At 34.1% G+C, this 21,790-nt stretch carries 19 protein-coding genes and 1 tRNA gene; 16 read left to right on the top strand and 4 right to left on the bottom strand.

The genetic code is table 11. The features are described 5' to 3' along the window. Positions 1-133: 133 nt before the first annotated feature. The 6 genes from FC80_RS07940 to FC80_RS07915 all read left to right on the top strand — a co-directional run bounded on the left by FC80_RS07940 (position 134) and on the right by FC80_RS07915 (position 6,442). Positions 134-1,591 carry a nicotinate phosphoribosyltransferase gene (locus FC80_RS07940; protein WP_057829602.1) on the top strand — a complete coding sequence of 486 codons (1,458 nt, stop codon included), beginning with the start codon at positions 134-136 and terminating at the stop codon, positions 1,589-1,591. A 57-nt stretch (positions 1,592-1,648) separates the two neighbouring features. Then, entirely contained in the window at positions 1,649-2,476 is an 828-nt protein-coding gene (gene nadE, locus FC80_RS07935) for an ammonia-dependent NAD(+) synthetase (protein WP_057829601.1), read from the top strand. 86 nt (positions 2,477-2,562) lie between these two features. Continuing rightward, the gene (locus FC80_RS07930; RefSeq protein ID WP_057829600.1) at positions 2,563-4,740 is read left to right on the top strand and encodes a Tex family protein; all 2,178 of its coding nucleotides are present in this window, start codon (positions 2,563-2,565) and stop codon (positions 4,738-4,740) included. Positions 4,741-4,745: 5 nt separating this feature from the next. Beyond that, positions 4,746-5,186, top strand: coding sequence for a SprT family protein (locus FC80_RS07925; protein WP_057829623.1), 441 nt, complete (start codon positions 4,746-4,748; stop codon positions 5,184-5,186). An 80-nt stretch (positions 5,187-5,266) separates the two neighbouring features. Continuing rightward, positions 5,267-5,352: transfer RNA gene (locus FC80_RS07920), tRNA-Leu, on the top strand. Positions 5,353-5,458: 106 nt separating this feature from the next. Further along, positions 5,459-6,442 carry a beta-ketoacyl-ACP synthase III gene (locus tag FC80_RS07915; protein ID WP_057829599.1) on the top strand — a complete coding sequence of 328 codons (984 nt, stop codon included), beginning with the start codon at positions 5,459-5,461 and terminating at the stop codon, positions 6,440-6,442. Positions 6,443-6,577: 135 nt separating this feature from the next. On the opposite strand, the gene FC80_RS07910 is transcribed toward FC80_RS07915, so the two are convergent. Then, the gene (locus FC80_RS07910; protein ID WP_057829598.1) at positions 6,578-7,702 is read right to left on the bottom strand and encodes an LCP family glycopolymer transferase; all 1,125 of its coding nucleotides are present in this window, start codon (positions 7,700-7,702) and stop codon (positions 6,578-6,580) included. Between the two features lie 207 nt (positions 7,703-7,909). On the opposite strand from FC80_RS07910, the gene FC80_RS07905 reads away from it, so the two are divergent. The 4 genes from FC80_RS07905 to FC80_RS07890 all read left to right on the top strand — a co-directional run bounded on the left by FC80_RS07905 (position 7,910) and on the right by FC80_RS07890 (position 12,309). After that, positions 7,910-8,854: an AEC family transporter gene (locus FC80_RS07905; protein ID WP_057829597.1), complete on the top strand. Its 945-nt coding sequence runs from the start codon at positions 7,910-7,912 to the stop codon at positions 8,852-8,854. A gap of 16 nt (positions 8,855-8,870) precedes the next feature. Then, complete coding sequence (locus FC80_RS07900) at positions 8,871-9,821, top strand: DMT family transporter (RefSeq protein WP_057829596.1); 951 nt, start codon at positions 8,871-8,873, stop codon at positions 9,819-9,821. Between the two features lie 367 nt (positions 9,822-10,188). Next, positions 10,189-11,310: a C40 family peptidase gene (locus FC80_RS07895; RefSeq protein WP_057829595.1), complete on the top strand. Its 1,122-nt coding sequence runs from the start codon at positions 10,189-10,191 to the stop codon at positions 11,308-11,310. Between the two features lie 324 nt (positions 11,311-11,634). Then, positions 11,635-12,309, top strand: coding sequence for a 2,3-bisphosphoglycerate-dependent phosphoglycerate mutase (locus FC80_RS07890; protein WP_057829594.1), 675 nt, complete (start codon positions 11,635-11,637; stop codon positions 12,307-12,309). Positions 12,310-12,485: 176 nt separating this feature from the next. Here FC80_RS07890 and FC80_RS07885 read toward each other — a convergent pair whose 3' ends face one another. The 3 genes from FC80_RS07885 to FC80_RS07875 form a co-directional block, all read right to left on the bottom strand. Beyond that, the gene (locus FC80_RS07885; protein ID WP_057829593.1) at positions 12,486-13,820 is read right to left on the bottom strand and encodes a C1 family peptidase; all 1,335 of its coding nucleotides are present in this window, start codon (positions 13,818-13,820) and stop codon (positions 12,486-12,488) included. Between the two features lie 78 nt (positions 13,821-13,898). Further along, a complete protein-coding gene (gene rpiA / locus FC80_RS07880) occupies positions 13,899-14,582 on the bottom strand; it encodes a ribose-5-phosphate isomerase RpiA (RefSeq protein ID WP_057829592.1) in 684 nt (227 codons plus the stop codon). Further along, positions 14,582-14,881: a GNAT family N-acetyltransferase gene (locus FC80_RS07875; RefSeq protein WP_057829591.1), complete on the bottom strand. Its 300-nt coding sequence runs from the start codon at positions 14,879-14,881 to the stop codon at positions 14,582-14,584. Before FC80_RS07875 ends, rpiA begins: the two co-directional genes overlap by 1 nt. Positions 14,882-14,983: 102 nt before the next feature. On the opposite strand from FC80_RS07875, the gene FC80_RS07870 reads away from it, so the two are divergent. The 6 genes from FC80_RS07870 to FC80_RS07845 all read left to right on the top strand — a co-directional run bounded on the left by FC80_RS07870 (position 14,984) and on the right by FC80_RS07845 (position 21,790). Then, the gene (locus tag FC80_RS07870; RefSeq protein ID WP_057829590.1) at positions 14,984-15,520 is read left to right on the top strand and encodes a dCTP deaminase/dUTPase family protein; all 537 of its coding nucleotides are present in this window, start codon (positions 14,984-14,986) and stop codon (positions 15,518-15,520) included. Between the two features lie 83 nt (positions 15,521-15,603). Beyond that, positions 15,604-16,974: a DNA repair protein RadA gene (gene radA / locus FC80_RS07865; protein ID WP_057829589.1), complete on the top strand. Its 1,371-nt coding sequence runs from the start codon at positions 15,604-15,606 to the stop codon at positions 16,972-16,974. 23 nt (positions 16,975-16,997) lie between these two features. Continuing rightward, positions 16,998-18,134 carry a PIN/TRAM domain-containing protein gene (locus FC80_RS07860; protein WP_057829588.1) on the top strand — a complete coding sequence of 379 codons (1,137 nt, stop codon included), beginning with the start codon at positions 16,998-17,000 and terminating at the stop codon, positions 18,132-18,134. Between the two features lie 130 nt (positions 18,135-18,264). After that, complete coding sequence (gene gltX, locus FC80_RS07855; RefSeq protein WP_057829587.1) at positions 18,265-19,752, top strand: glutamate--tRNA ligase; 1,488 nt, start codon at positions 18,265-18,267, stop codon at positions 19,750-19,752. Positions 19,753-19,977: 225 nt separating this feature from the next. Next, positions 19,978-21,399: a cysteine--tRNA ligase gene (gene cysS / locus FC80_RS07850; RefSeq protein WP_057829586.1), complete on the top strand. Its 1,422-nt coding sequence runs from the start codon at positions 19,978-19,980 to the stop codon at positions 21,397-21,399. Next, the gene (locus FC80_RS07845; protein WP_057829585.1) at positions 21,392-21,790 is read left to right on the top strand and encodes a Mini-ribonuclease 3; all 399 of its coding nucleotides are present in this window, start codon (positions 21,392-21,394) and stop codon (positions 21,788-21,790) included. Before cysS ends, FC80_RS07845 begins: the two co-directional genes overlap by 8 nt.

The following is a 21,790-nucleotide window of genomic DNA, read 5'->3' as shown; positions in this document are numbered from 1 at the left end:
TATGAAAAAGTGTTATTATATAAAAATAAGCACTTGTAATACTAAAGGCGTAATTGCTTTTATTTTTTTGTGTTAAAAGTAGCAAAAAACAAATAAATTTGCTCAGTTTGACTGAGAAGGGGAAAAGATAGAAATGAATTATCCAGATGATAGTTATGCTTTACATACCGATGAATATCAAATTAATATGATTCAAACATATTGGTTGAAAGGAATTGATCAAAGAAATGCAGTTTTTGAGCTTTATTTTAGAAAAATTCCTTTCCAAAATGGATATGCTATTTTTGCTGGACTAGAAAGAGTAATTGACTATTTAAATAAATTACATTTTACGGAAAGTGATCTTGAATACCTAAGAGGTTCTGGTAATTTTTCTGATGAGTTTTTAGAGTATTTGAAGAATTTTAGATTTACCGCAACTTTGCGTTCAGCTGTTGAAGGTGAAGTAGTGTTCAATAATGAACCACTTTTACAAGTAGAAGGACCACTTGCAGATTGCCAACTTGTTGAGACCGCAATTTTAAATGTAGTTAATTATCAGACCTTAATTGCAACTAAGGCTGCACGAGTGCGTTCAGTGGTACATGATGATGCAATAATGGAATTTGGAACTAGAAGGGCACAAGAGTTTGATGCCGCTATTTGGGGAACGCGTGCCGCTTATATTGGTGGCTTTGATGCAACAAGTAATGTGCGTGCTAGCAAAATTTTTGGTATTCCAGCAAGCGGAACACATGCACATGCACTTGTACAAGCATATCGTGATGATTATGAGGCTTTCAAGGCATATGCTACCACGCATACAGATTGTGTATTTTTAGTTGATACTTATGATACGTTAAAAAGTGGTGTTCCAAATGCAATTAAAGTTGCAAAGGAAATGGGAAATAAAATTAATTTTTTAGGTGTACGAATAGATTCAGGTGATATGGCTTATATTTCTAAACGTGTAAGGGAACAATTAGACGAGGCTGGTTTTTCTAATGCAAAAATCTATGCGTCAAACGACTTGGATGAAAAAACGATTACTAATTTGAAAATGCAAGGTGCGAAAATTGATGTTTGGGGCGTTGGAACAAAGTTAATTACGGCATACGATCAGCCTGCACTTGGGGCAGTTTATAAGATGGTAGCCATTGAAAACTCAAAAGGAGTAATGGAAGATACAATTAAATTATCAAGTAATGCAGAAAAGGTTTCAACTCCGGGGAAAAAGCAAGTTTGGCGAATTACAAAAAAAGCTGATGGCAAATCCGAAGGTGATTACATTGCTTTATGGAATGAAAAACCTGCAGAGGAAAAATCATTGTATATGTTTCATCCACAATACACTTATATTAATAAGAATATTACTGATTTTGATGCTCGCCCAATTTTAAAAGACATTTTCATCGAAGGAAAACAAGTATATCAAGTACCTGGCCTTGAAAAGATAAAGGAATATGCTCATGAACGATTAGACAGTCTTTGGGAAGAGTATAAACGGGATTTGAATCCACAAGATTATCCGGTTGATTTATCAGAAGCGTGTTATGACAATAAAATGAAGATAATTAAAGAAATTCGTGAAAGTATCAATAAAAAAGCGTAAAATGATGATAGAAATTATCACATCAAGGGGATATGTGAGCCTTAAGGAGGATTTAAAATGAGAGAATTGCAAAAGCAAATTATTAGCGAATTATGTGTCAGTCCTGATTTTGATCCAGAAGCTGAAATCAGAAAAAGTGTTGACTTTATGAAGGCATATTTGAAGAGAAACGCCTTTCTCAAATCATTAGTATTAGGTATTTCCGGTGGCCAAGACTCAACTTTAACTGGAACATTAAGTCAATTGGCAATTAAAGAGCTTCGTGAGGAAACAGGAGATACAGAATATCAATTCATTGCAGTACGTTTACCATATGGTAATCAAGCTGATGAGCAAGACGCAATGGATGCGATAGCCTTTATGAAAGCTGATAAAACAATGAGAGTTAATATTAAGCCTGCGACTGATGCGATGTTTGCAAGTGTAGAAGAAAACGGGCTAAAAATTAGCGACTTTAATCGGGGAAATATTAAAGCACGTGAGCGGATGATTGCCCAGTATGCGATAGCAGGTGCCAATAAAGGAGCAGTTGTTGGGACTGATCATGCAGCTGAAGCAGTGACTGGGTTTTATACAAAATTTGGTGATGGAGGGGCAGATATTACTCCATTATGGCGCCTAGATAAACGACAAGGTAAAGCAATGCTTGAAGTTCTTGGGGCACCTGAGCATTTATATAAAAAAGCACCAACTGCAGATTTGGAAGATGATCGTCCTGCACTACCAGATGAAGTTGCCTTAGGCGTGACGTATGACGATATTGATAATTACTTAGAAGGTCATGCTACTGATAATGAAGTGGCTGAAAAAATCGAAGCATGGTATTTAAAGACGCAGCATAAACGACATTTGCCAATAACAGTGTATGACGAGTTTTGGAAATAAAATGAATTAGTAGTGTGGTAGAATCTAAGTTGGAGAATAAACAACTTTAAGGTTAAACCACGCTATTTTTTTAAAGGAGAGTATTAGTGAACAAGCAAATATTGGAAAGAATTGCAAAAAAACTTAATTTAAAGTATATGCAAGTAGAAGCAACTGCAAAAATGTATGAAGAGGGTGCAACTGTCCCGTTTATGGCACGATATCGTAAAGAAAAAACGGGAAATTTGGATGAAGTACAAATTCGCGAAATTCTCAGTAATAACCAATTGATGGAAAAAATCGAGAAAAGACGTACAGATGTTTTAAATACGATTGAAGAGCAAGAAAAATTGACACCAAGTTTGAAAAAAAGAATTTTAGAAGCAAGTACAACCCAAGAAATTGAAGATTTATATCTACCTTTTAAGAAAAAAAGAAAAACTCGTGCAATGTTAGCTAAAGAAGCAGGGCTTGAACCATTTGCTAAATGGTTGTTATCATCAGAAGCTGCTGAAGTGCAAAAAAAAGCTCAAAAATTCATAAATACAAAGCAAGGTATTTTAGATGAAAAGTTAGCTATTATTGGAGCATGCGATATTCTAGCAGAAGAAATAAGTGACAATGCATTATATCGTACTAGAATACGTCAAATTACTAAACAAATAGGAAAAATAGTAACAAAACCTAAGAAAATTGAAGAAGATGAACAACAGATTTTCAAAAATTACTATGAATTCAGTGCCGAATATAAAAGAATTGCTAATCATCAAATTTTAGCATTGAATAGAGCAGAAAGACTTGGAATTATTGGAATAAGTATTCAAGTAGATGAATTGCAAATTTTAAACTACCTTAGTGCAAAAATTATAAGGAGCAATAATTCGGAAGTTGTTACAATTCTGAAAGAAGCAATTACAGATGGATATAAAAGACTTATAAAACCGGCTATTGAAAGAGAATTACGAACCGAATTAACGCAGAGGGCAAATGTACATGCAATTGAAGTTTTTGGTGATAATCTTTATCATTTATTAATGCAATCACCGTTAAAAGGAAAGAGAATTTTAGGTTTTGATCCTGCCTATCGAACAGGATGCAAACTGGCTGTTGTGAATGAAACAGGTAAGTTTATCAGTAAAGCAATTATTTATCCACATAGACAAAAGAATGCACTTCAAGGTGATGAAAATTGGAATAAGGCATTGAGTGAATTTATATCGATACTTGAGAAAAATAAAGTGGATGTAGTTGCAATTGGTAATGGAACAGCAAGCAGAGAATCAGAGATTTTTGTAGCTGAAGCCGTAAAAAAAGCTAAGAAGTCAGTTGTTTATGTGATTGTGAATGAAGCTGGAGCATCAGTTTATTCTGCGAGCGAGTTAGCACGCAAAGAATTTCCAGACTTTCATGTTGAGGAACGTTCTGCGGTTAGTATTGCACGAAGATTACAAGATCCATTAGCAGAATTAGTCAAAATTGATCCAAAGGCCATAGGTGTTGGACAATATCAACATGATTTACCTCAAAAAGAACTGGACGGCAAATTAGAGGACGTTATTGAAACAGCGGTTAACCAAGTTGGAATTGACTTGAATACTGCGAGCCCGCAATTGTTAGCAAATGTTTCAGGTTTATCAGCGACAATTGCTAATAATATTGTAGATTATCGTAATGAGATTGGAATGTTTTCCCAAAGAAGTCAGTTAAAAAAGGTGCCACGTCTTGGGCCTAAGGCTTATGAGCAGGCGGCGGGATTTCTTAGAATTATAGAAGGGAAAAATCTTTTAGATAATACAGATATTCATCCCGAAAGTTATCAAGTTGCCAAAAATTTACTCAATGAATGTGGGTTAACCGTAGCATCCTTGGGGACAACTGTTTCTATTAATAAATTAAAAACGGTTGATATAAATCAAATGGCTGAAAAACTTGCTATTGGTGAAGCAACTTTAAAAGATATTGTTGAAAGTCTAATTAAACCAGGAAGAGATATTAGAGCAGAGCTTCCTCCTGTATTATTGCGCAGTGATGTGTTGAAAATAGCAGATTTAAAGCCAGGAATGAAGCTTAAAGGAACGGTACGTAATGTAATAGACTTTGGGGCATTCATTGATATTGGTGTAAAACAAGATGGCTTGGTGCACTTGTCACAACTAAGAAGAGGATTTGTAAAGAATCCAAATGATGTTATAGCAGTTGGAGATATTGTAGATGTGTGGGTTTTGAGTATTGATGAACAAAGAAAGAGAATTCAACTAACTATGATTTCTCCAGAAGAGGGATGACATTTTTGAAGAATGACTCTTTACAAAATATTGTCGAAAAAATCTCACTAGAAAGTTTTAATAAAGAATTTAAACACTCTGCAAAGTTCAATAAGCGACTTCGAACAACTGGTGGAAGATATAATCTAGCTACACATGATATAGAAATAAATCCAAGAATGTTGACTGAACACAATGAGAAAATACTATATGGTGTGATTAAACATGAATTATGTCATTATCATTTGCATCTAAGTAATAGAAAATTTCAGCATAAAGATAGAGATTTTAAGGATTTATTAACAGCGGTTGATGGACTTAGATTTGCGCCGGCAAGCAAGTTATTAATTAGCTATACCTACGTTTGCTGTAATTGTCAGCAAGTGTATATCAGAAAGCGAAAAATTGATTTAAAAAAGTATGTTTGTTCCAAATGTCACGGCAAATTAAAATTACAAAATGATTGAATATTGGCCAATTTAAAGACAACAAGAATAAAAAGGACTTGCTTTAAAGGACTAGACTTGGTATAATTATTTTTGTTGTTGCGGGTATGGCGGAATTGGCAGACGCGTCAGACTAAGGATCTGGTGGGCGTTATAGCCCGTGATGGTTCGAATCCATTTACCCGCATCATTAAAGGGGGGCTGTGCCGAAAGAAATTTTGGTAGAGCCCTTTGTTTTGCATAAAAATATGTTAAGGTCTTGAACAAGTAAGTCAAATACAGGAGAAAATAAAATGCCTAAAGCAGTAAAAATAAAAGCAAGTGCGCACTATGTCCCGGAAAGAGTAGTTACTAATGATGAGCTATCTAATTATGTGGATACCTCAGATGAGTGGATTCAAAAACATACTGGGATTAAAGAAAGAAGATATGCTATTGGGGAAAATACTTCTGATCTATGTGCTAAGGCTGCAAAAAAGTTATTAGATGAAGCTGATATTGCTGCTAATGAAATAGATTTGATTATTGTAGCAACAATTAGTCCTGACTCGATTACACCAGCTACCGCAACACTTGTACAACAAAAAATTGATGCAGTAAAGGCATTTTCATTTGACATAAGTGTTGCTTGTGCGGGATTTATCTTTGCATTGAGCACAGCTGAAAAATTTTTGCGTCAAGGTAACTATAAAAATGCAATTGTAATTGCAGGTGAAGTTAATTCAAAAATGATGGATTTTTCTGATCGAACATCGGCAGTTTTTTTTGGAGATGGTGCAGGTGGTGTTTTACTTTCTGCAAGTGATAACCCTGATGATGAGATGTTTATTGCGGAAAAACTAGAGTCAAGCCCCGCACCTGACGTGATTCACAGTGGTAGAATTGCTCCAATTAGTGAGATTTCAACTAATAATTATCCTAAAATGGATGCATTTTATCAAGATGGTCGTGCGGTTTACGAGTTTGTAACCTCGATTGTTCCGGAACATATTGATAATCTATTGAAAAAAACAGGATATGATAACTCTGAACTAGAATTGGTAATCACACATCAAGCAAATTTGAGGTTGATTGAAAATATTGCACTGGGAATTAATGTACCTTTGAGTAAATTTGAAAAAAATATCGAATTTTATGGAAATACTTCTTCTGCAGGAATTGCAATCGGCTTAGACCGTGCTTTAAAGCGTGGGGAAAGGCCACACGTTGCGCTAATTACTGGTTTTGGTGGAGGATTATCTTACGGGAGTATATTATTAGACTTATCTAGACTATAGACGGTAGTTTGTTAAAAGAGTGAAAAAAATAAAAGATGAGCTAGGTCAGAATATTTCTGACTTAACTCATCTTTTATTAGTCTAAATTCATCTTTAATTATAAACTGTGTATACCAATACTAGTTATCCAATTTTTTAATAACCATAATAAGACTTTGTGCTAGAAGAATATCTTCCATATGAAGTCGAGTTTGATCCGTATGATCCATAACTAGAACTATTATAAATTTCACCTGTGAAAGTTTCCGTTGAGGGGTTCAGATCAAGTTCCGCTCTAATCTTATCAGAAATTTTCTTCTTTTCTTCTGCGGTAGCTACTTGATAAGATAATCCTCCGATTGTTGCATTTTCTCCCTGTAATACATAGGATTTAATATCACCAGCGGCGTCTTTATAATTAGTTTCAATCGTCATCATATCATTGAAAGTTAAATCAGTTTGCATATTATCTTTAACTGTGTTCAAAATCTTCTGGAAGTTCGAAATTGACGAAACAGTAAGAAGTTTAGATACAATAGCTTCTATTACCTGTTTTTGGCGTTTTTGACGCCCGTAATCTCCCTCTGGATCGGTATAACGCATTCTAGAATATGCCAACGCTTGATTACCATTTAAAGTAACTGTTTTTCCTTTTACAACGTTAGCATAGCTATAATGGAAAGTAAGTAAGGGATCAATTGAAACTCCACCAACAGCATTGACTAATTTTGCTAAACCACCCATGTTTACTAATAAATAAAAATCGATTGGAATATGAAGGGTATTTTGCACTGTTGAAATTGCTGCTGAGGTTCCACCAATTGTATAAGCTGAATTAATCTTATCATAAGTATTGGATGAGCCCGTGACTTTAACTTGTGTATCACGAGGAATACTTGTTAATGTAGCACGTTTTGTTTTAGGATTGATTGTAGCCACAATCATCGTATCAGTCCGACCCTTATCAGTCCGTCCTAAATCACCTGTATCAGTTCCAAGCAGTAAGATTGAAACTGGTTTTTTAGATTTTAAAACTTGAGAGACATTTCGTAACTTTTTAACGGTAGTTTTCTGATAGGTCTTTCCAATCGTCTGCTTGGCTGCACCTAATAAACTATATGCATATGCACCAACTCCGTAAAAAGAAACTAATACAATAATTAAACCAATTAGACTTAGTATTTTTCTTTTTTTATGAGCGCTCTGCTTTCGATGGCTATGATTTTCTTCGCTTCTTCTTAATGGAGGCGCATCGTTAAAATCTTTTTTGTTGTTATTCATAGTAACTCCTTAATCGACGTTATTAAATGAATTATACTACTATGAGCTATCTATTGAATAGCTTAAAATAAAATTAAATTTTTTTTAAACTATGTTGACCATTGAAATGGAGATAACATAATAAAAATACGTAGAAAACTTTTTTATGAACTGTGATATACTGATGAATGTTTATAAATGAAAGAATCAAGAGAAAGAGATGAGAATATGAAAGTTTTCGAGCACAGTATTTCCGGCGTTTTGGTAATACTAGTGATGATAGTTTTAGGTTATATTTTAGCTGAACGGGGTTGGTTTAATGAAAAAGCAACTAAATTGATTGCCAAATTGGTTACTCAAATTGCATTACCTTGTTATATGGTGGTGACAATCTTAGGTAAGTTTACTGCAAGTGATTTGGAAAAAATGTTACCAGATTTAAGATTTCCAATTATTTCAATGGTTATTTTGATGGCAATTTCTTTTGCAATCGTGAAGGTATTTAGAATTCGCAAAAGCCACGCCGGTCTTTTTTCGTCAATGTTTTTCAATTCAAATACTGTTTTTGTTGGCTTACCAATTAATCAGGCGCTTTTCGGGAATGATAGCATACCGTATGTGTTAATTTATTATATGGCTAACACTACAATTTTTTGGACTTTAGGGACTTACTTAATACAACGAGATGGTGGATTGAAAAGTAAAATTGATTTCAAACAAGCATTGGGCAAAATTTTTTCACCACCATTGCTAGGATTTCTTATAGGTGTTCTTTTTGTATTATTAAAAGTGCAGTTACCAGTATTTATTAATCAGGATTTGAATTACATAGGAAGTATGACTATTCCGTTATCGATGCTTTTTATTGGAATATCTGTTTCTCATGCGGGGCTTAACCATCTTGCCTTACACAAGGATAATATTTTAGTATTATTAGGTCGTTTCTTATTTGCACCAGTTTTAATGGCGTTACTTGTAATACCAGCAGATATGCCTGTTTTAATGAAACAAGTTTTTATCTTACAGTCGGCGATGCCTGTAATGACGAATGCTCCTGTAGTTGCAAATTTATATGGAGCAGACTCTGATTATGCTGCTGTAATGGTTACTGAAACGACTTTAATGTCGCTTGTCATTGTACCAATTCTAATGTTGATTACGCAGAGTATTTAAAAAAAGAGGGATAATTGTGAAAAAAACGATAGTTTATGTTTTGATATCGACGTTTATGTTTAGTTCAATGGAAATTGCCTTGAAAGTAGCCGGGGCAACTTTTAATCCAATTCAATTAAACCTTATTCGTTTTTTCATTGGGGCTTTGGTGTTATTACCATTTGCAAATAAGGCTTTGAAAGCAACTGGGAGAAAATTAGGTAAAAAGGATTGGCATCTTTTTTTCTTAACAGGCTTTCTGTGTGTAATTATTAGTATGTCATTGTTTCAGTTAGCTGTTGTAGCAACTAAAGCATCAACAGTAGCAGTTTTGTTTAGTTGTAATCCAGTATTTGCATTAATATTTGCGTTCTTAATTCTAAGAGAAAGATTAGGAAGAGCAAATTTAATTGCGGTAACAATATCAATTATAGGTCTTCTTGTCATTATAGATCCATTGCATTTAACAAGGCCATTAGGAATTGTTTTTGGGCTTTTAGCAGCAGTTACATTCGGATTTTATTCAATTATTTCTAGATATGGATCTACAAAACAGGGACTGAATGGAATTGTGATGACTTGCTATACGTTTATTGCAGGTACTATTGAATTATTAGTGCTTTCCCTAGTTACGCATATACCTTTAATAGCGAATTACTTGGGGAGTATTCCTAGTTTAAAGACTTTTCAAAATTTGCCGATATTACAGCATATAACAATTGCCTCTTTACCAATGTTACTTTACTTAGGCGTTTGTGTTACAGGTGGGGGTTTCGCCTTTTATTTTCTTGCGATGGAAAAATCAAATGTTTCAACTGCATCATTAGTATTTTTCATAAAACCAGGGTTAGCACCCATTTTAGCAGCGATTTTAATTGGTGAAAAGATTACAACATTAACAATTATTGGGATAATAATAATTCTTTTGGGATCTGTAGTTACGTTTATAGGAAATCGTGCTAAAGAAGAAGTAATTATCCCCAAATAATGGTGTATTATTACAAATCATTTCAAAAAAGAAGGTAATTGTTGCAAAAAAGCAACTATAGAGAACCTTCTTTTTTTATTTTATTGTAAAAAAGTCTACTATAAAACCCGTTATGCATTTTTAATGCAATTAAATTTATAAAATATCAAAAAAACAGAGAAAAAAGTAGACGATTACTTGTGAAGGTAGATTGTAACTTTTGCAATACTAATGTAACAATAGTAGCTAAAAACGCTATTAAAGCACTTTTTTTGTAAATAGAATGTAATGCTCACTATTGCGCGAACATGGTAAAATTAATCTCGTAGTTAAATTAAATTCAAAAAATAAAAACTTGTAAATACTCAAATGTCAGAGGTGTATGTCAGTGGAACTCAATTTATTTTCGAAAACTGTACTAGTAGTTGCATCACTTGCTACAATTATTGGTCTTGGGGCAACAGCAGTATCAGCCTCAGATACCGCAACACAAATTAATCAGGTTAACCAGAAGATTTCGGATACACAAAAATTGGTGGATGAAAGTCAAAAGAAACTTTCAAAATTGCAGGATCAGCAGTATACGGATTCTGTTGAAATTGCTACATTGACAAAGAATATTAATGCTAGAAAAACGCATTTGGCTCAGCAGGCAAGATCAGCACAACAAAATAATACTGGAAGCATTATCGAATTTTTGACTGATTCCAAAAGTTTTAGTGATGCAATTGATCGTGTTGCAACTGTTGCAACGATGGTTGAGGCAAATAATCAAACATTACAAGAACAAAAAAGTGATCAAGAGAAAGTGGCAGCTGACAAAAAGCAAGTTGACCAATCAGTTGATGCTCAAAAGGAAACCAGTGTAAAATTAAGAAATGATATGGCTGACTTAGCAGTGCAAAAGGTCCAATTACAAGTTAAGAAAGCAAAAGAAGATGCAGCAAAGAAGCAAGCTGAAGAAGCTTTAGCGACAGCCCAAAAAGCAGCAGCAGCAGTTAAATCTGCTAAAAGTTCTGAAGCAGCAACAAAGGCATTAGCTACAGCAACAAAAACTGCAACAACATTAACTAATGCAAGTAATACTGCAACGGTTACGCAGACTGCTTACTCAGCAAGCAGTTCAGCTTCTTCTTTATCAAGTGCAAGTGTTGATACAAGCTCAGTCGTTGCAGCAGCTCTCTCATTGACAAAACTTAACATTCCATATGTATGGGGTGGGGAGAGCTTGTCAGGGATGGATTGTTCTGGGTTAACTGCATATGTTTATGCAAAGTTTGGAATATCTTTACCACATAATACGATAGCGCAAGAAGGATACGTTACATATGAATCTGTGTCGCAAGCACAACCGGGTGACTTATTATTTTGGGGTAGCAAGGGTCATTCAGATCATGTAGCAATCTATATTGGTAATGGACAGTATGTACATGCTCCTAGAACAGGTGAAACTGTTAGAGTTGGTTCAATTGCAACATATGCTCCATCGTTTGCAGGACGTTTAAATTAAAATTACGAGAATTTGGCATTTGAACATAAAAATATTATGAATTTTGGAAAAAAGATAGGTTGCTTTTAATAACCTATCTTTTTCTAGTGCATTTTAGTGCATATGCTATGTTTAATATTAAATGATAAAAATGATTGGATTTAGTGGAATGGAAGTACTAATCAAAAAAAGGTATGGTTCCTAGAGAAGTTGGGTATCTTCAAACCTGTGGAGAGAAACTGTTCGAGTATTAAAGCAATTATTGAACTTTTGACTATTCTTAAAATACATAATGTTGAATATGTTAAAATGAAGTTAGATAGTTTTGATTGAGGAGGTAAAAAAATGGTTAGGTTAGTCTTACTAAGACATGGACAAAGTACTGCAAATTTGGCAAATGAATATACAGGTTGGTCAGACTCACCTTTAACGAATACAGGTGAACAACAAGCAATTAAAGCTGGTGAACTGCTAAGACAAGAAAACATTATTTTTTCGGAATTGCATACGTCGCTTCTTTCACGTGCAATTAAAACTTCTAATATTATACTTAATTGTATAAATCAAAACGATGTAGCAATAAATAAGACATGGCGATTAAATGAGCGGCATTATGGAGCTTTAAGGGGCCTAAACAAGCAATGGACAAGAAAGATTTATGGTGAAAAAGAAGTTGCTTTATGGCGTAGGAGTTATACAACTGTTCCACCCAAAATGAGTGAACCAGATAAAGATAGAAGATACGCGATGTACCCTGAGACGATTTTACCTTTAGCTGAAAGTCTCGAAGATGCATCAAATAGAATAATTCCATATTGGTTAGATAAAATAGCACCTAAACTTCTCCATCAAAAAAATATAATCATTGTGGCGCATGGAAGTACATTGCGTGCATTAATAAAGTATATTGAAGGAATAAGTGATGTGATGATTGACGGCGTAGAAGTCGAAAATGCGGTGCCTATTGTTTATGACTTAAATGATGCCTTAGAAATAATAAAGAAAAAAGAGCTTAGATAATTTTGGGTTTGAGGAACATTTATATGTGCAAAAAAGGATTAGACTAGAATTTACATTCTGAACTAATCCTTTTTTTTGTAGGTTATAAAATGCTAAGTTTAATAAATGTAATCATTTTGTTGACGTCTATCAAACTTTGATTTTAAAATTATTGTAGTTAACAAATACGAGTAGCATTAAGCTAAAGCGCCCATTGGATCCCAAGGAGCAAGGACCTTTGGCTCTTCTTTAAGAACTTCTTGCAATTCTTCAGGTAAGAACTTCTTATTAACAACAACTTGATAGCAATATTCATTCATCCAGTCATTACTCATTACAAAAAAGCCATTTGTCCCGACTTTCTTACCCCATGAGTTTTCAACCTTCCATTTGGTTGATTTTCCATCAACTAAATCAACACCGGTTAGAACCATGGCATGCGTCATCAAGCTTTCACCATAATCAAGGCGTTCAGCTTTTGAAATATTTAAGTCAATATCAAATATTTCATCTTTATGATATAACTCTGTATCCATGATACCTTTTTGACGATCTGATGATTGCCCAACATCACAACCGAACCAAACACTTTCACCATTTTGAAGTTGTTTGATTGCAACGTCACGGAATGTTTCCATATTAACATTTAGATGACGTACTTGACGTCCTGCAACAACATTACCAAGCATTTCGACTGTATACATATGATTATAAGGCTTGTCCACAGTTGGCCCATTAATAATAGAAACATAGTCATCTAAGTCCCAACCAACGTATTTATTGAAGAAATCAACTGGTGTTATATTGCGATCAATGTGGTAGTTTTTGTCGGAATCACGATATTCAAAGTCAAAATGTGTAGGTGGCTCGCCAAAGCTATATGCTAACATACGATAAGCATCATCTAACATTTTTTCCTTAGTATCCGCAATATCTTCTTCAGAAGCATTTTGAGCAACTAAATTACGTAATGTTACGGCATCTTTGCGTAGTTTTAAATTGAATGTACTATTGAACTCACGTGAAGCTGAAGAATTAAAAGTTTCTGGCATTACAGATTGAGGAACAACTCCATATTTTTCAATAATTGCGACAATCATGTCCCATTGACCACCATCTTGTTGTGGGGTAGTCATTAAGAAGGAAACTTTACGGTCTGATGTAGGTAAAGTTGCTGTAGCAATTACATTTTCGTAAAAATAATTTGCTTTTTCGAGTTTATCCCAGAAAAATGTGTAATTTTGCGACAATTCAAAGTCTTTTGTAACATTAAATTTGTTTTTCATATCATGACGCATTGTATTTAATGCGGCAAACATCCAACAACGTCCTGATTGTTTTTGATTTGCAACATCACCTGTATCTAAATCAATTGAGAATACAGGAGCCATGTTAACTTCTGATCGATAGTCTGCGGAAGTTGAGTAAATTCCGTTTTTTGTCACTGCTCGTTCAAGAACTTTGTGTTCAGGACGATTTTCAAGAGAATTTTTGAATTTTGATAATTGTTGATGATTAATAGCTTTACTCACTTTTTGTCACTCTCCTTAGAAAAGATATACAAGTATTATATGATAAAAAAAGTAACACGTAAACCTAGCTAGGAATTATTAACGGGCTTCGAAAATTTTAGGACCATCAGGGTAACCTACAATAATTGTATTAACTGTGTCTAAAAATAGGCCATGCTCCACTACACCAATTTGTTGTTTTAAATATTTCGCAAGTTTAAATGGATCATCAATCTTTTTTAAATGTAAATCAATTATATAGTTTTCTGAATCAGTTTTAACTTTAGTACCATCTTCAACAGTTCTAAATGTTGGAGCAAAATTTTGTGCTTCAAATCGTTCAAAGATTTTTTCACTTCCATATGGAATAACTTCAACAGGTAAGGGGAAGTTTCCTAAATCTTTTGTTAATTTACTTTGATCAACGATCCAAAGATTTTTTTTTGAATTTTTAGCAACGATTTTTTCAAATAACAAGGCAGCACCACCACCTTTAATTCCTTGGAAATCTGAACTTATTTCATCTGCCCCATCAATTGTTAAGTCAATGTAATCAATTTCGTCAACTGATTTCAAAGGAATTCCTAGAGATGTAGCTAAATTGGCAGTTTCTTTTGAAGTAACAACTCCAGTGATTGTCAGATGCTCTTTTTTTATTTTCTCGGCGAGTGCCTCTACCATGTATCTAACAGTTGAACCTGTTCCTAAACCGATAGTCATACCATCACTGATCCAATCGACCGCTTTTTTTCCTACAAGTGCTTTTAAATCATCTTGGTTCATTAATCTTCACCTCTTAATTTTGTTAGCAAATGCTGATATTCATCATGGTTCTTAAAAAAACTTTTTGTGAATGGGCAAAGAAGAATCACTTTGTATCCTTCATTATTAACTTTATTAAGAAAATCTGTTGTAATTTTTTCTGCTAAGCCACTTCCACGAAAACTTGGATTAACCCAAGTATGTTCTATCAAGTAGGTTTGCTCATTTTTAAGCAAAGAGTATCCGATATGAGCAACTGGTTTAGTATCTTCTTGTAATGCGTAATACTCAAAAGAATTTTCTGTGATTTTTTTCTTCATTTTCGGCACCTCTTAAAGTTAATTATAGCATAGGATATGGGACTGTAACTGGCTAATAATTAATGATAGAATAGAATAATAAAATAGGGAAAGAGTGATTTTTTGAAAAGAGGATTTGAAGTTGTAAAAAGATTTAGTAAAAGTGATATTATGTTACCTACACGTGCAACTAAGAAAGCTGCAGGATATGATTTTTATGCAGCAGAGGATTTTTTAGTACCGTCAATTTGGAAACTAAATTTTCTCAAAGTTATATGGAATATAAAAAAATTGAGGACGACTGAGGATATTGATTACGAGCAAGCGAGTAAAACTATAAAGCCGCTATTAGTTCCGACCGGAATAAAAGCTTATATGCAAGCAGATGAATTTTTAATGCTTGCTAATCGTTCAAGCAACCCATTAAAGAGAAATTTGTTATTACCAAATGGGATAGGAGTTGTAGATGCGGATTATTATGAAAATGAAGCAAATGATGGGGAAATTTTTTTTCAACTTGTGAATTATGGAGTTAGGGATGTATTAATTAAAAAAAATGAGCGTATTGGGCAAGGAATTTTTCTTCCTTTTTTGATAGCTGACGATGAGAAGAAACCATTAAGCAATCGAACAGGTGGTTTCGGATCGTCAGGTAAATAAAAAACTATAAAGAATTGATAAAAAAACCAACAAGATAATTATATCTGTTAAGATTAAGTGAATAAGTGAAAGAAGGCAGGCAAGTGGTCAAAGTCAAAACCCAATATGTATGTCAAGATTGTGGGTATTCTTCTCCAAGGTATTTAGGACGTTGTCCAAATTGTGGTGCTTGGAATACATTGGTTGAAGAAGTTGAACAATCAAGTAAGGTCACTAAAAAAATGCGGGTGAACTTTAGTGGTAATAGTCCTAAACCGCAATTAATAGATGAAGTAGATATACAAAATAATCCACGAATCCTGACAGATTCAACTGAACTTGACCGTGTTTTGGGTGGCGGAATTGTTCCAGGTTCGCTTATTTTAATTGGTGGTGATCCTGGAATTGGGAAATCAACTTTACTCTTACAATTGTCAGGGCAACTGTCTCAAAAGGAATTGACAGTTTTATATGTATCTGGAGAAGAAAGTGCTATGCAAATTAAAATGCGGGCACAACGTTTAGGTGTCAAAGGAACTAAATTCTATTTGTATCCTGAAACGGATATGAATAGTATTCACCAACATATTGATAAATTAAAGCCGGATTTTGTTGTAATAGATTCTGTGCAAACAATGCAGGAACCAGAAATGTCATCGGCAGTTGGAAGTGTTGCCCAAATTAGGGAAGTTACCGCCGAATTGATGCAAATTGCAAAAACTAATGGAATAACAATTTTTATAGTTGGCCATGTTACTAAAGGTGGTGCAATTGCGGGTCCCAAAATTTTGGAGCATATGGTTGATACTGTTTTATATTTTGAAGGTGATTTACATCATGCATATCGAATTTTGAGAGCTGTAAAAAATCGATTTGGTTCAACAAATGAAATTGGAATTTTTGAGATGAAAGAAGGGGGATTATATGAAGTTTCCAATCCCTCTGAGATTTTCTTAGAAGAGCGGTTAAATGGTGCAACTGGGTCAGCAATTGTTGTTTCATTAGAAGGAACGCGTCCAATCCTTGTTGAAATTCAAGCGTTAGTTACCCCAACGGCTTTTGGTAATGCAAAGAGAACAACGACTGGATTAGACCATAATCGGATCTCATTAATTATGGCTGTTCTTGAAAAACGTGCGGGTTTACTTTTACAAAATCAAGATGCATATTTAAAAGCTGCAGGTGGTGTGAAACTTGATGAACCGGCAATTGATTTGGCAATTGCAGTTAGCATTGTTTCTAGTTATCGGGATGCTCAGACGCAAGCAACTGATTGCTTTATTGGTGAGTTAGGGTTGACTGGTGAAATTAGAAGAGTTAATCGAATTGAACAACGGGTTGCTGAGGCAACAAAACTTGGATTTAAAAGGGTGATTTTACCGAAAAATAATTTATCTGGATGGACGCCGCCGACTGGAATTAGAGTAATTGGTGTCGCAACTTTAAGTGAGGCGCTTAAAGTAACGTTTAATTAAATAAATACAAGAAAGGAGAAAAAATGAGAAAGATAATGATCAGGGTTGTACTTGCAATTTTAGGAATTGGTGCAGGATATACTTTTATGCCAATTGTTTGGGTTTTGGTCAAGCTAGCTGGCAATATATGGATAAACAACTTTTTAGTGAATATTTTAATTGGATTAGCAGTGATGCATGTTGTTTCTTTATTCGTAACCAATCCTTTAGAGCGCCTAATAAAAAAAATTGAGAACAATTTGGCACAACAAAATCCTTACGTGATAATTTCAACAAGTATTTCAGTTGTTATGGGCTTAATGATAGCTGCTTTGATATCTACGTTAGTGTCTCATTCACAACTTTTTTTATTAAATACAGTGATACCAATAATATTAATGGTGATTTTTGGTTATTTAGGATATATTGTTGGAAAAAATCACTTAGATTTTTTTAAACGACTCATTAATACTAGGAAACAGCGTATTGAAAAGAAGACAGAAATTAATGAAGATGCAGATAAAGAAAGAATACTTGAAAGAAAAATTGGTGACAATTTTCATAGACTTAAATTACTGGATACTAATATTTTAATAGACGGTCGTATTTACGATTTAGTTAATACAGGCTTTATTGAGGGAACTTTAATTGTTCCAAATTTTGTTTTATATGAGCTACAATATATTGCGGATTCTGCTGACAGCATAAAAAGAGTTCGAGGTAGACGTGGACTTGATATTTTAAACAAGTTAAGAGAAGAAAAAAGGGTACCGGTAGAGATGTATGAAGGCGATTTTGATGATATTCAGGAAGTTGATAGTAAGTTAATTAAACTAGCAAAACTACTTGATGCTGTGATTGTTACAAATGATTACAATCTAAATAAAGTGAGTGAATTTCAAAATGTCGAAGTGCTAAATGTTAATGCTTTGGCAAAATCTTTGAAACCAAGGGTAGTACCTGGAGAGAAGTTGACAGTTACTGTTATTAAGAACGGTACTGAAAGACAACAAGGGGTTGCATATTTGGATGATGGAACAATGATAGTCGTTGAAGATGGGCGTTATTATCTAAACAACCAAATTGAAGTGATCGTTACAAGTGCACTACAAACTGATGCAGGCAGAATGATTTTTGCAAAACCTGTACACTCTACAAGAGGTATCAAAGAGAAAAACTAATTTTGTTTTTTTTGTTTGGTTAGTTTATTTTTCCACTCATTCATTGTAGAATTATGATTGCACCGATTATTTTGGGCAGAGGATTTTGAACCAATTAATCAATTTACAAAAAAAGGAAGAGGCGCTAGAATTGGCAGATAAGAAAATTCGTGTACGATATGCTCCAAGTCCAACGGGACATTTGCATATTGGAAATGCACGTACCGCATTATTTAATTACTTATTCGCAAGACATAATAATGGAACCTTAGTTATTAGAATTGAGGATACTGACCTCAAGCGAAACATTGCTGATGGAGAAAGAAGTCAGTTAGAAAACTTGACATGGTTAGGGATTGATTGGGATGAAGGACCAGATAAGCCTGGAGAATTTGGACCTTATCGTCAATCAGAAAGACAGTCAATATATTTGCCGTTAATTAAGCAATTACTAGACAAAGGATTGGCTTATGAGTCATATATGACTGAAGATGAACTAAATGCACAAAGAGAAGAACAAAAATCTAATGGTGAGGCTCCACGATATATATACGAATATGCAGGTTTGTCTGAAGAAGAAATAGCAAAAAAACAGGCTGATTCTCGGGCTGCTGGGTTAAAGCCAGTTGTTAGAATTCGAGTTCCAGAAAATAAAACCTATGAATTTGATGACATTGTCAAAGGACATATTAGTTTTGATTCTAATACCATTGGTGGCGATTTTGTTATTCAAAAACGTGATGGGATGCCAACTTATAATTTTGCGGTAGTTGTTGATGATCATATGATGGAGATTTCTCATGTTCTGCGTGGGGATGATCATATTGCTAATACACCAAAACAATTAGTTGTTTATGAAGCTTTTGGCTGGGAGGCACCTATCTTTGGGCACATGACATTAATTATTAACACTGACACTGGAAAAAAATTGAGCAAGCGTGATGAAAGTGTCTTACAATTTATTGAACAATACCGAGCTTTAGGATATTTACCTGATGCTATGTTCAACTTCATTACTCTACTCGGTTGGTCTCCAGTTGGTGAGAAGGAAATTTTCAATCGTAAAGAACTCATTGGCATGTTTGATCCTAAACGTTTAAGTAGGTCACCAGCTTCATTTGATGGGAAAAAGCTTGAGTGGATTAATAATCAATATGTTAAGAATGCTAAGGAAGATGGTATTGTTGACTCTGCACTTAGACAGTTGATTAATGCGGGGAAAATCGAAAGTAATCCGGATCCAAAGACAATTGAATGGGCACGTAAGTTAATTAGTTTATTTAAACAACAGATGTCTTATATGGGTGAAATTGTAAAATTATCGGAGATTTTCTTTGATGAACCACCAAAGCTTGATGAACCTGCATTGAAGGAGTTAAGTGATGAGAGTGCAAAAATAGTTTTGAACGAGTTTGCAAAGAAAGTAAATGATTTACCAATTTTTGATGCTACTGAAATTCAAAATACAATTTATGCTATTCAAAAAGAGACGGGAATTAAAGGCAGAAAATTATATATGCCGGTTAGAATAGCGACGACTCGTGAAATGCACGGACCTGAACTTGCAGCTTCTATAGAACTTCTTGGTAGGGATAAGGCATTGAAACATCTTGAGATGACTTTAGCAGAGATACAATAAGTCTGATATTTAGTTTTTTGAACTATTATGAGTTTAGTTCTGATATTAAGTGATAAATTCATTTAATATCAGAATTTTTTTAGATTGAAACAAAAAGTTGATATTAACATGGTAGTTTTTAATAATTAGTTGGTTATCAATTTAATTGATTCAGCGAGTTTGTATCACTTTAAGATAGAATCGTATATAATGGTTAAGTATATTAAAAAAAAGGAGAAGTCGTGAATGATTCAACTTTATAATACGCTCACAAATAAAAAGGAAGATTTCACACCAATTGAGCCAGGACATGTGACAATGTATGTTTGTGGCCCAACAGTCTATAATTACATTCATATTGGAAATGCGCGTAGTGCTATCGCTTTTGACACTATTAGGCGTTATTTTGAGTACAGCGGATTTAAAGTAAAGTACGTTTCAAATTTTACGGATGTTGATGACAAAATTATTGCTGCAAGCAAGAAACTTAAAATTTCCCCGCGAGAAGTCGCAGATAAATTTATCGATGCTTTTTATGAAGATACAGAGTCACTTAATATCAAAAGGGCAACCTTGAATCCACGAGTTATGGATACAATGTTTGATATTATTGAATTCATAAAGGTGCTTGTTGCAAAGAAATACGCATATGAATCACAAGGGGATGTGTATTATCGTGCTCGAAAATTTATGAATTATGGTGAACTTTCCGGCCAGTCAGTTGATGAGCTTGAATTAGGGGCTAGCGAGCGTGTAAGTAGTGACGAAATTAAGAAAAAAGAGGACCCACTTGATTTTGCACTTTGGAAGGCAGCTAAAAAGAATGAAATTTTTTGGGAATCTCCATGGGGTAATGGACGTCCTGGATGGCACATAGAATGTTCAGTAATGGCTACCAAATTTTTAGGTGATACAATTGACATACATGCAGGTGGTCAAGATTTAGAGTTTCCACATCATGAAAATGAAATAGCTCAAAGTGAGGCCAAAACGGGGAAAAAATTTGCAAATTATTGGTTGCATAATGGCTTCGTTACAATTGGCGATGATGAAGTAAAAATGAGCAAGTCTTTGGGCAATTTTATTACGGTTCATGATCTTATAAAAGAAGTGAATCCAAGAATTTTAAGATTTTTTATGGCTACAACACAATACCGTCGTCCGATCAAATACAGCCAGGCTAATTTGGAAGATGCTGCTGCAAATCTAAAAAAACTACAAGTGTCAATTAGTAATGCACGTTATCGCTTAGAGGATGCTAAAGAAGCTGAAATCGACTCTGAAATGTACAAATATTTTGAACAACAAAAACTGGCTTTCAAACAGGCTATGGATGATGATTTTAATGTACAAAATGCAATTACAGTTGTTTATGCCCTTGCAAAAAAGTTAAATGTATACAGTTCAAAGAAACAAGTTGAAAAAAACACTTTAAAGTTGTTTATTGAATCACTTGTTGAACAATTGAGTATTTTTGGTGTTAATTTGGATAACTCAAAAGATGTGAACGTAGATGCCACGTATATTGAGGGATTGATTCAACAACGAAATGATGCGCGGAAAAATAAAGATTTTCAAAAAAGTGATCAAATTAGAGAATTATTAAAGGAAAAAGGAATTGTTTTAGAAGATACTGCACAAGGAACAAGGTGGAAAAAAGATGAGTGATAATAGTGATTTTGAACAAATAAATGGGATTGCACTTGCATACATGGGGGATGCAATTTACGAAGTATATATTCGCAAACATTTACTTGAAAAGGGACTAACTAAACCTAATCATCTTCATAGAACTGCCACACACTATGTTTCGGCAAAGGCACAATCGTTTTTGATTGAGAAAATGCTCGACCAAAAAATTCTAAATGAAACAGAATTAGAATATTTTAGACGTGGGAGAAATGCAAAAAGCCATACATCTGCAAAGAATACGGCCGTAATTACTTACCGAATTTCAACTGGATTTGAGGCTTTGTTTGGGTATTTATTTTTAAGTAAGCAAGCAGCTCGAGTTGAAGAACTAGCTCAGTGGTGTATTAGAATGATAGAAGAGGGGTAA

The organism is Liquorilactobacillus cacaonum DSM 21116, from assembly GCF_001436735.1.
GTDB classification, from domain to species: domain Bacteria; phylum Bacillota; class Bacilli; order Lactobacillales; family Lactobacillaceae; genus Liquorilactobacillus; species Liquorilactobacillus cacaonum.
This window is presented reverse-complemented; position numbering and strand designations above follow the sequence as displayed.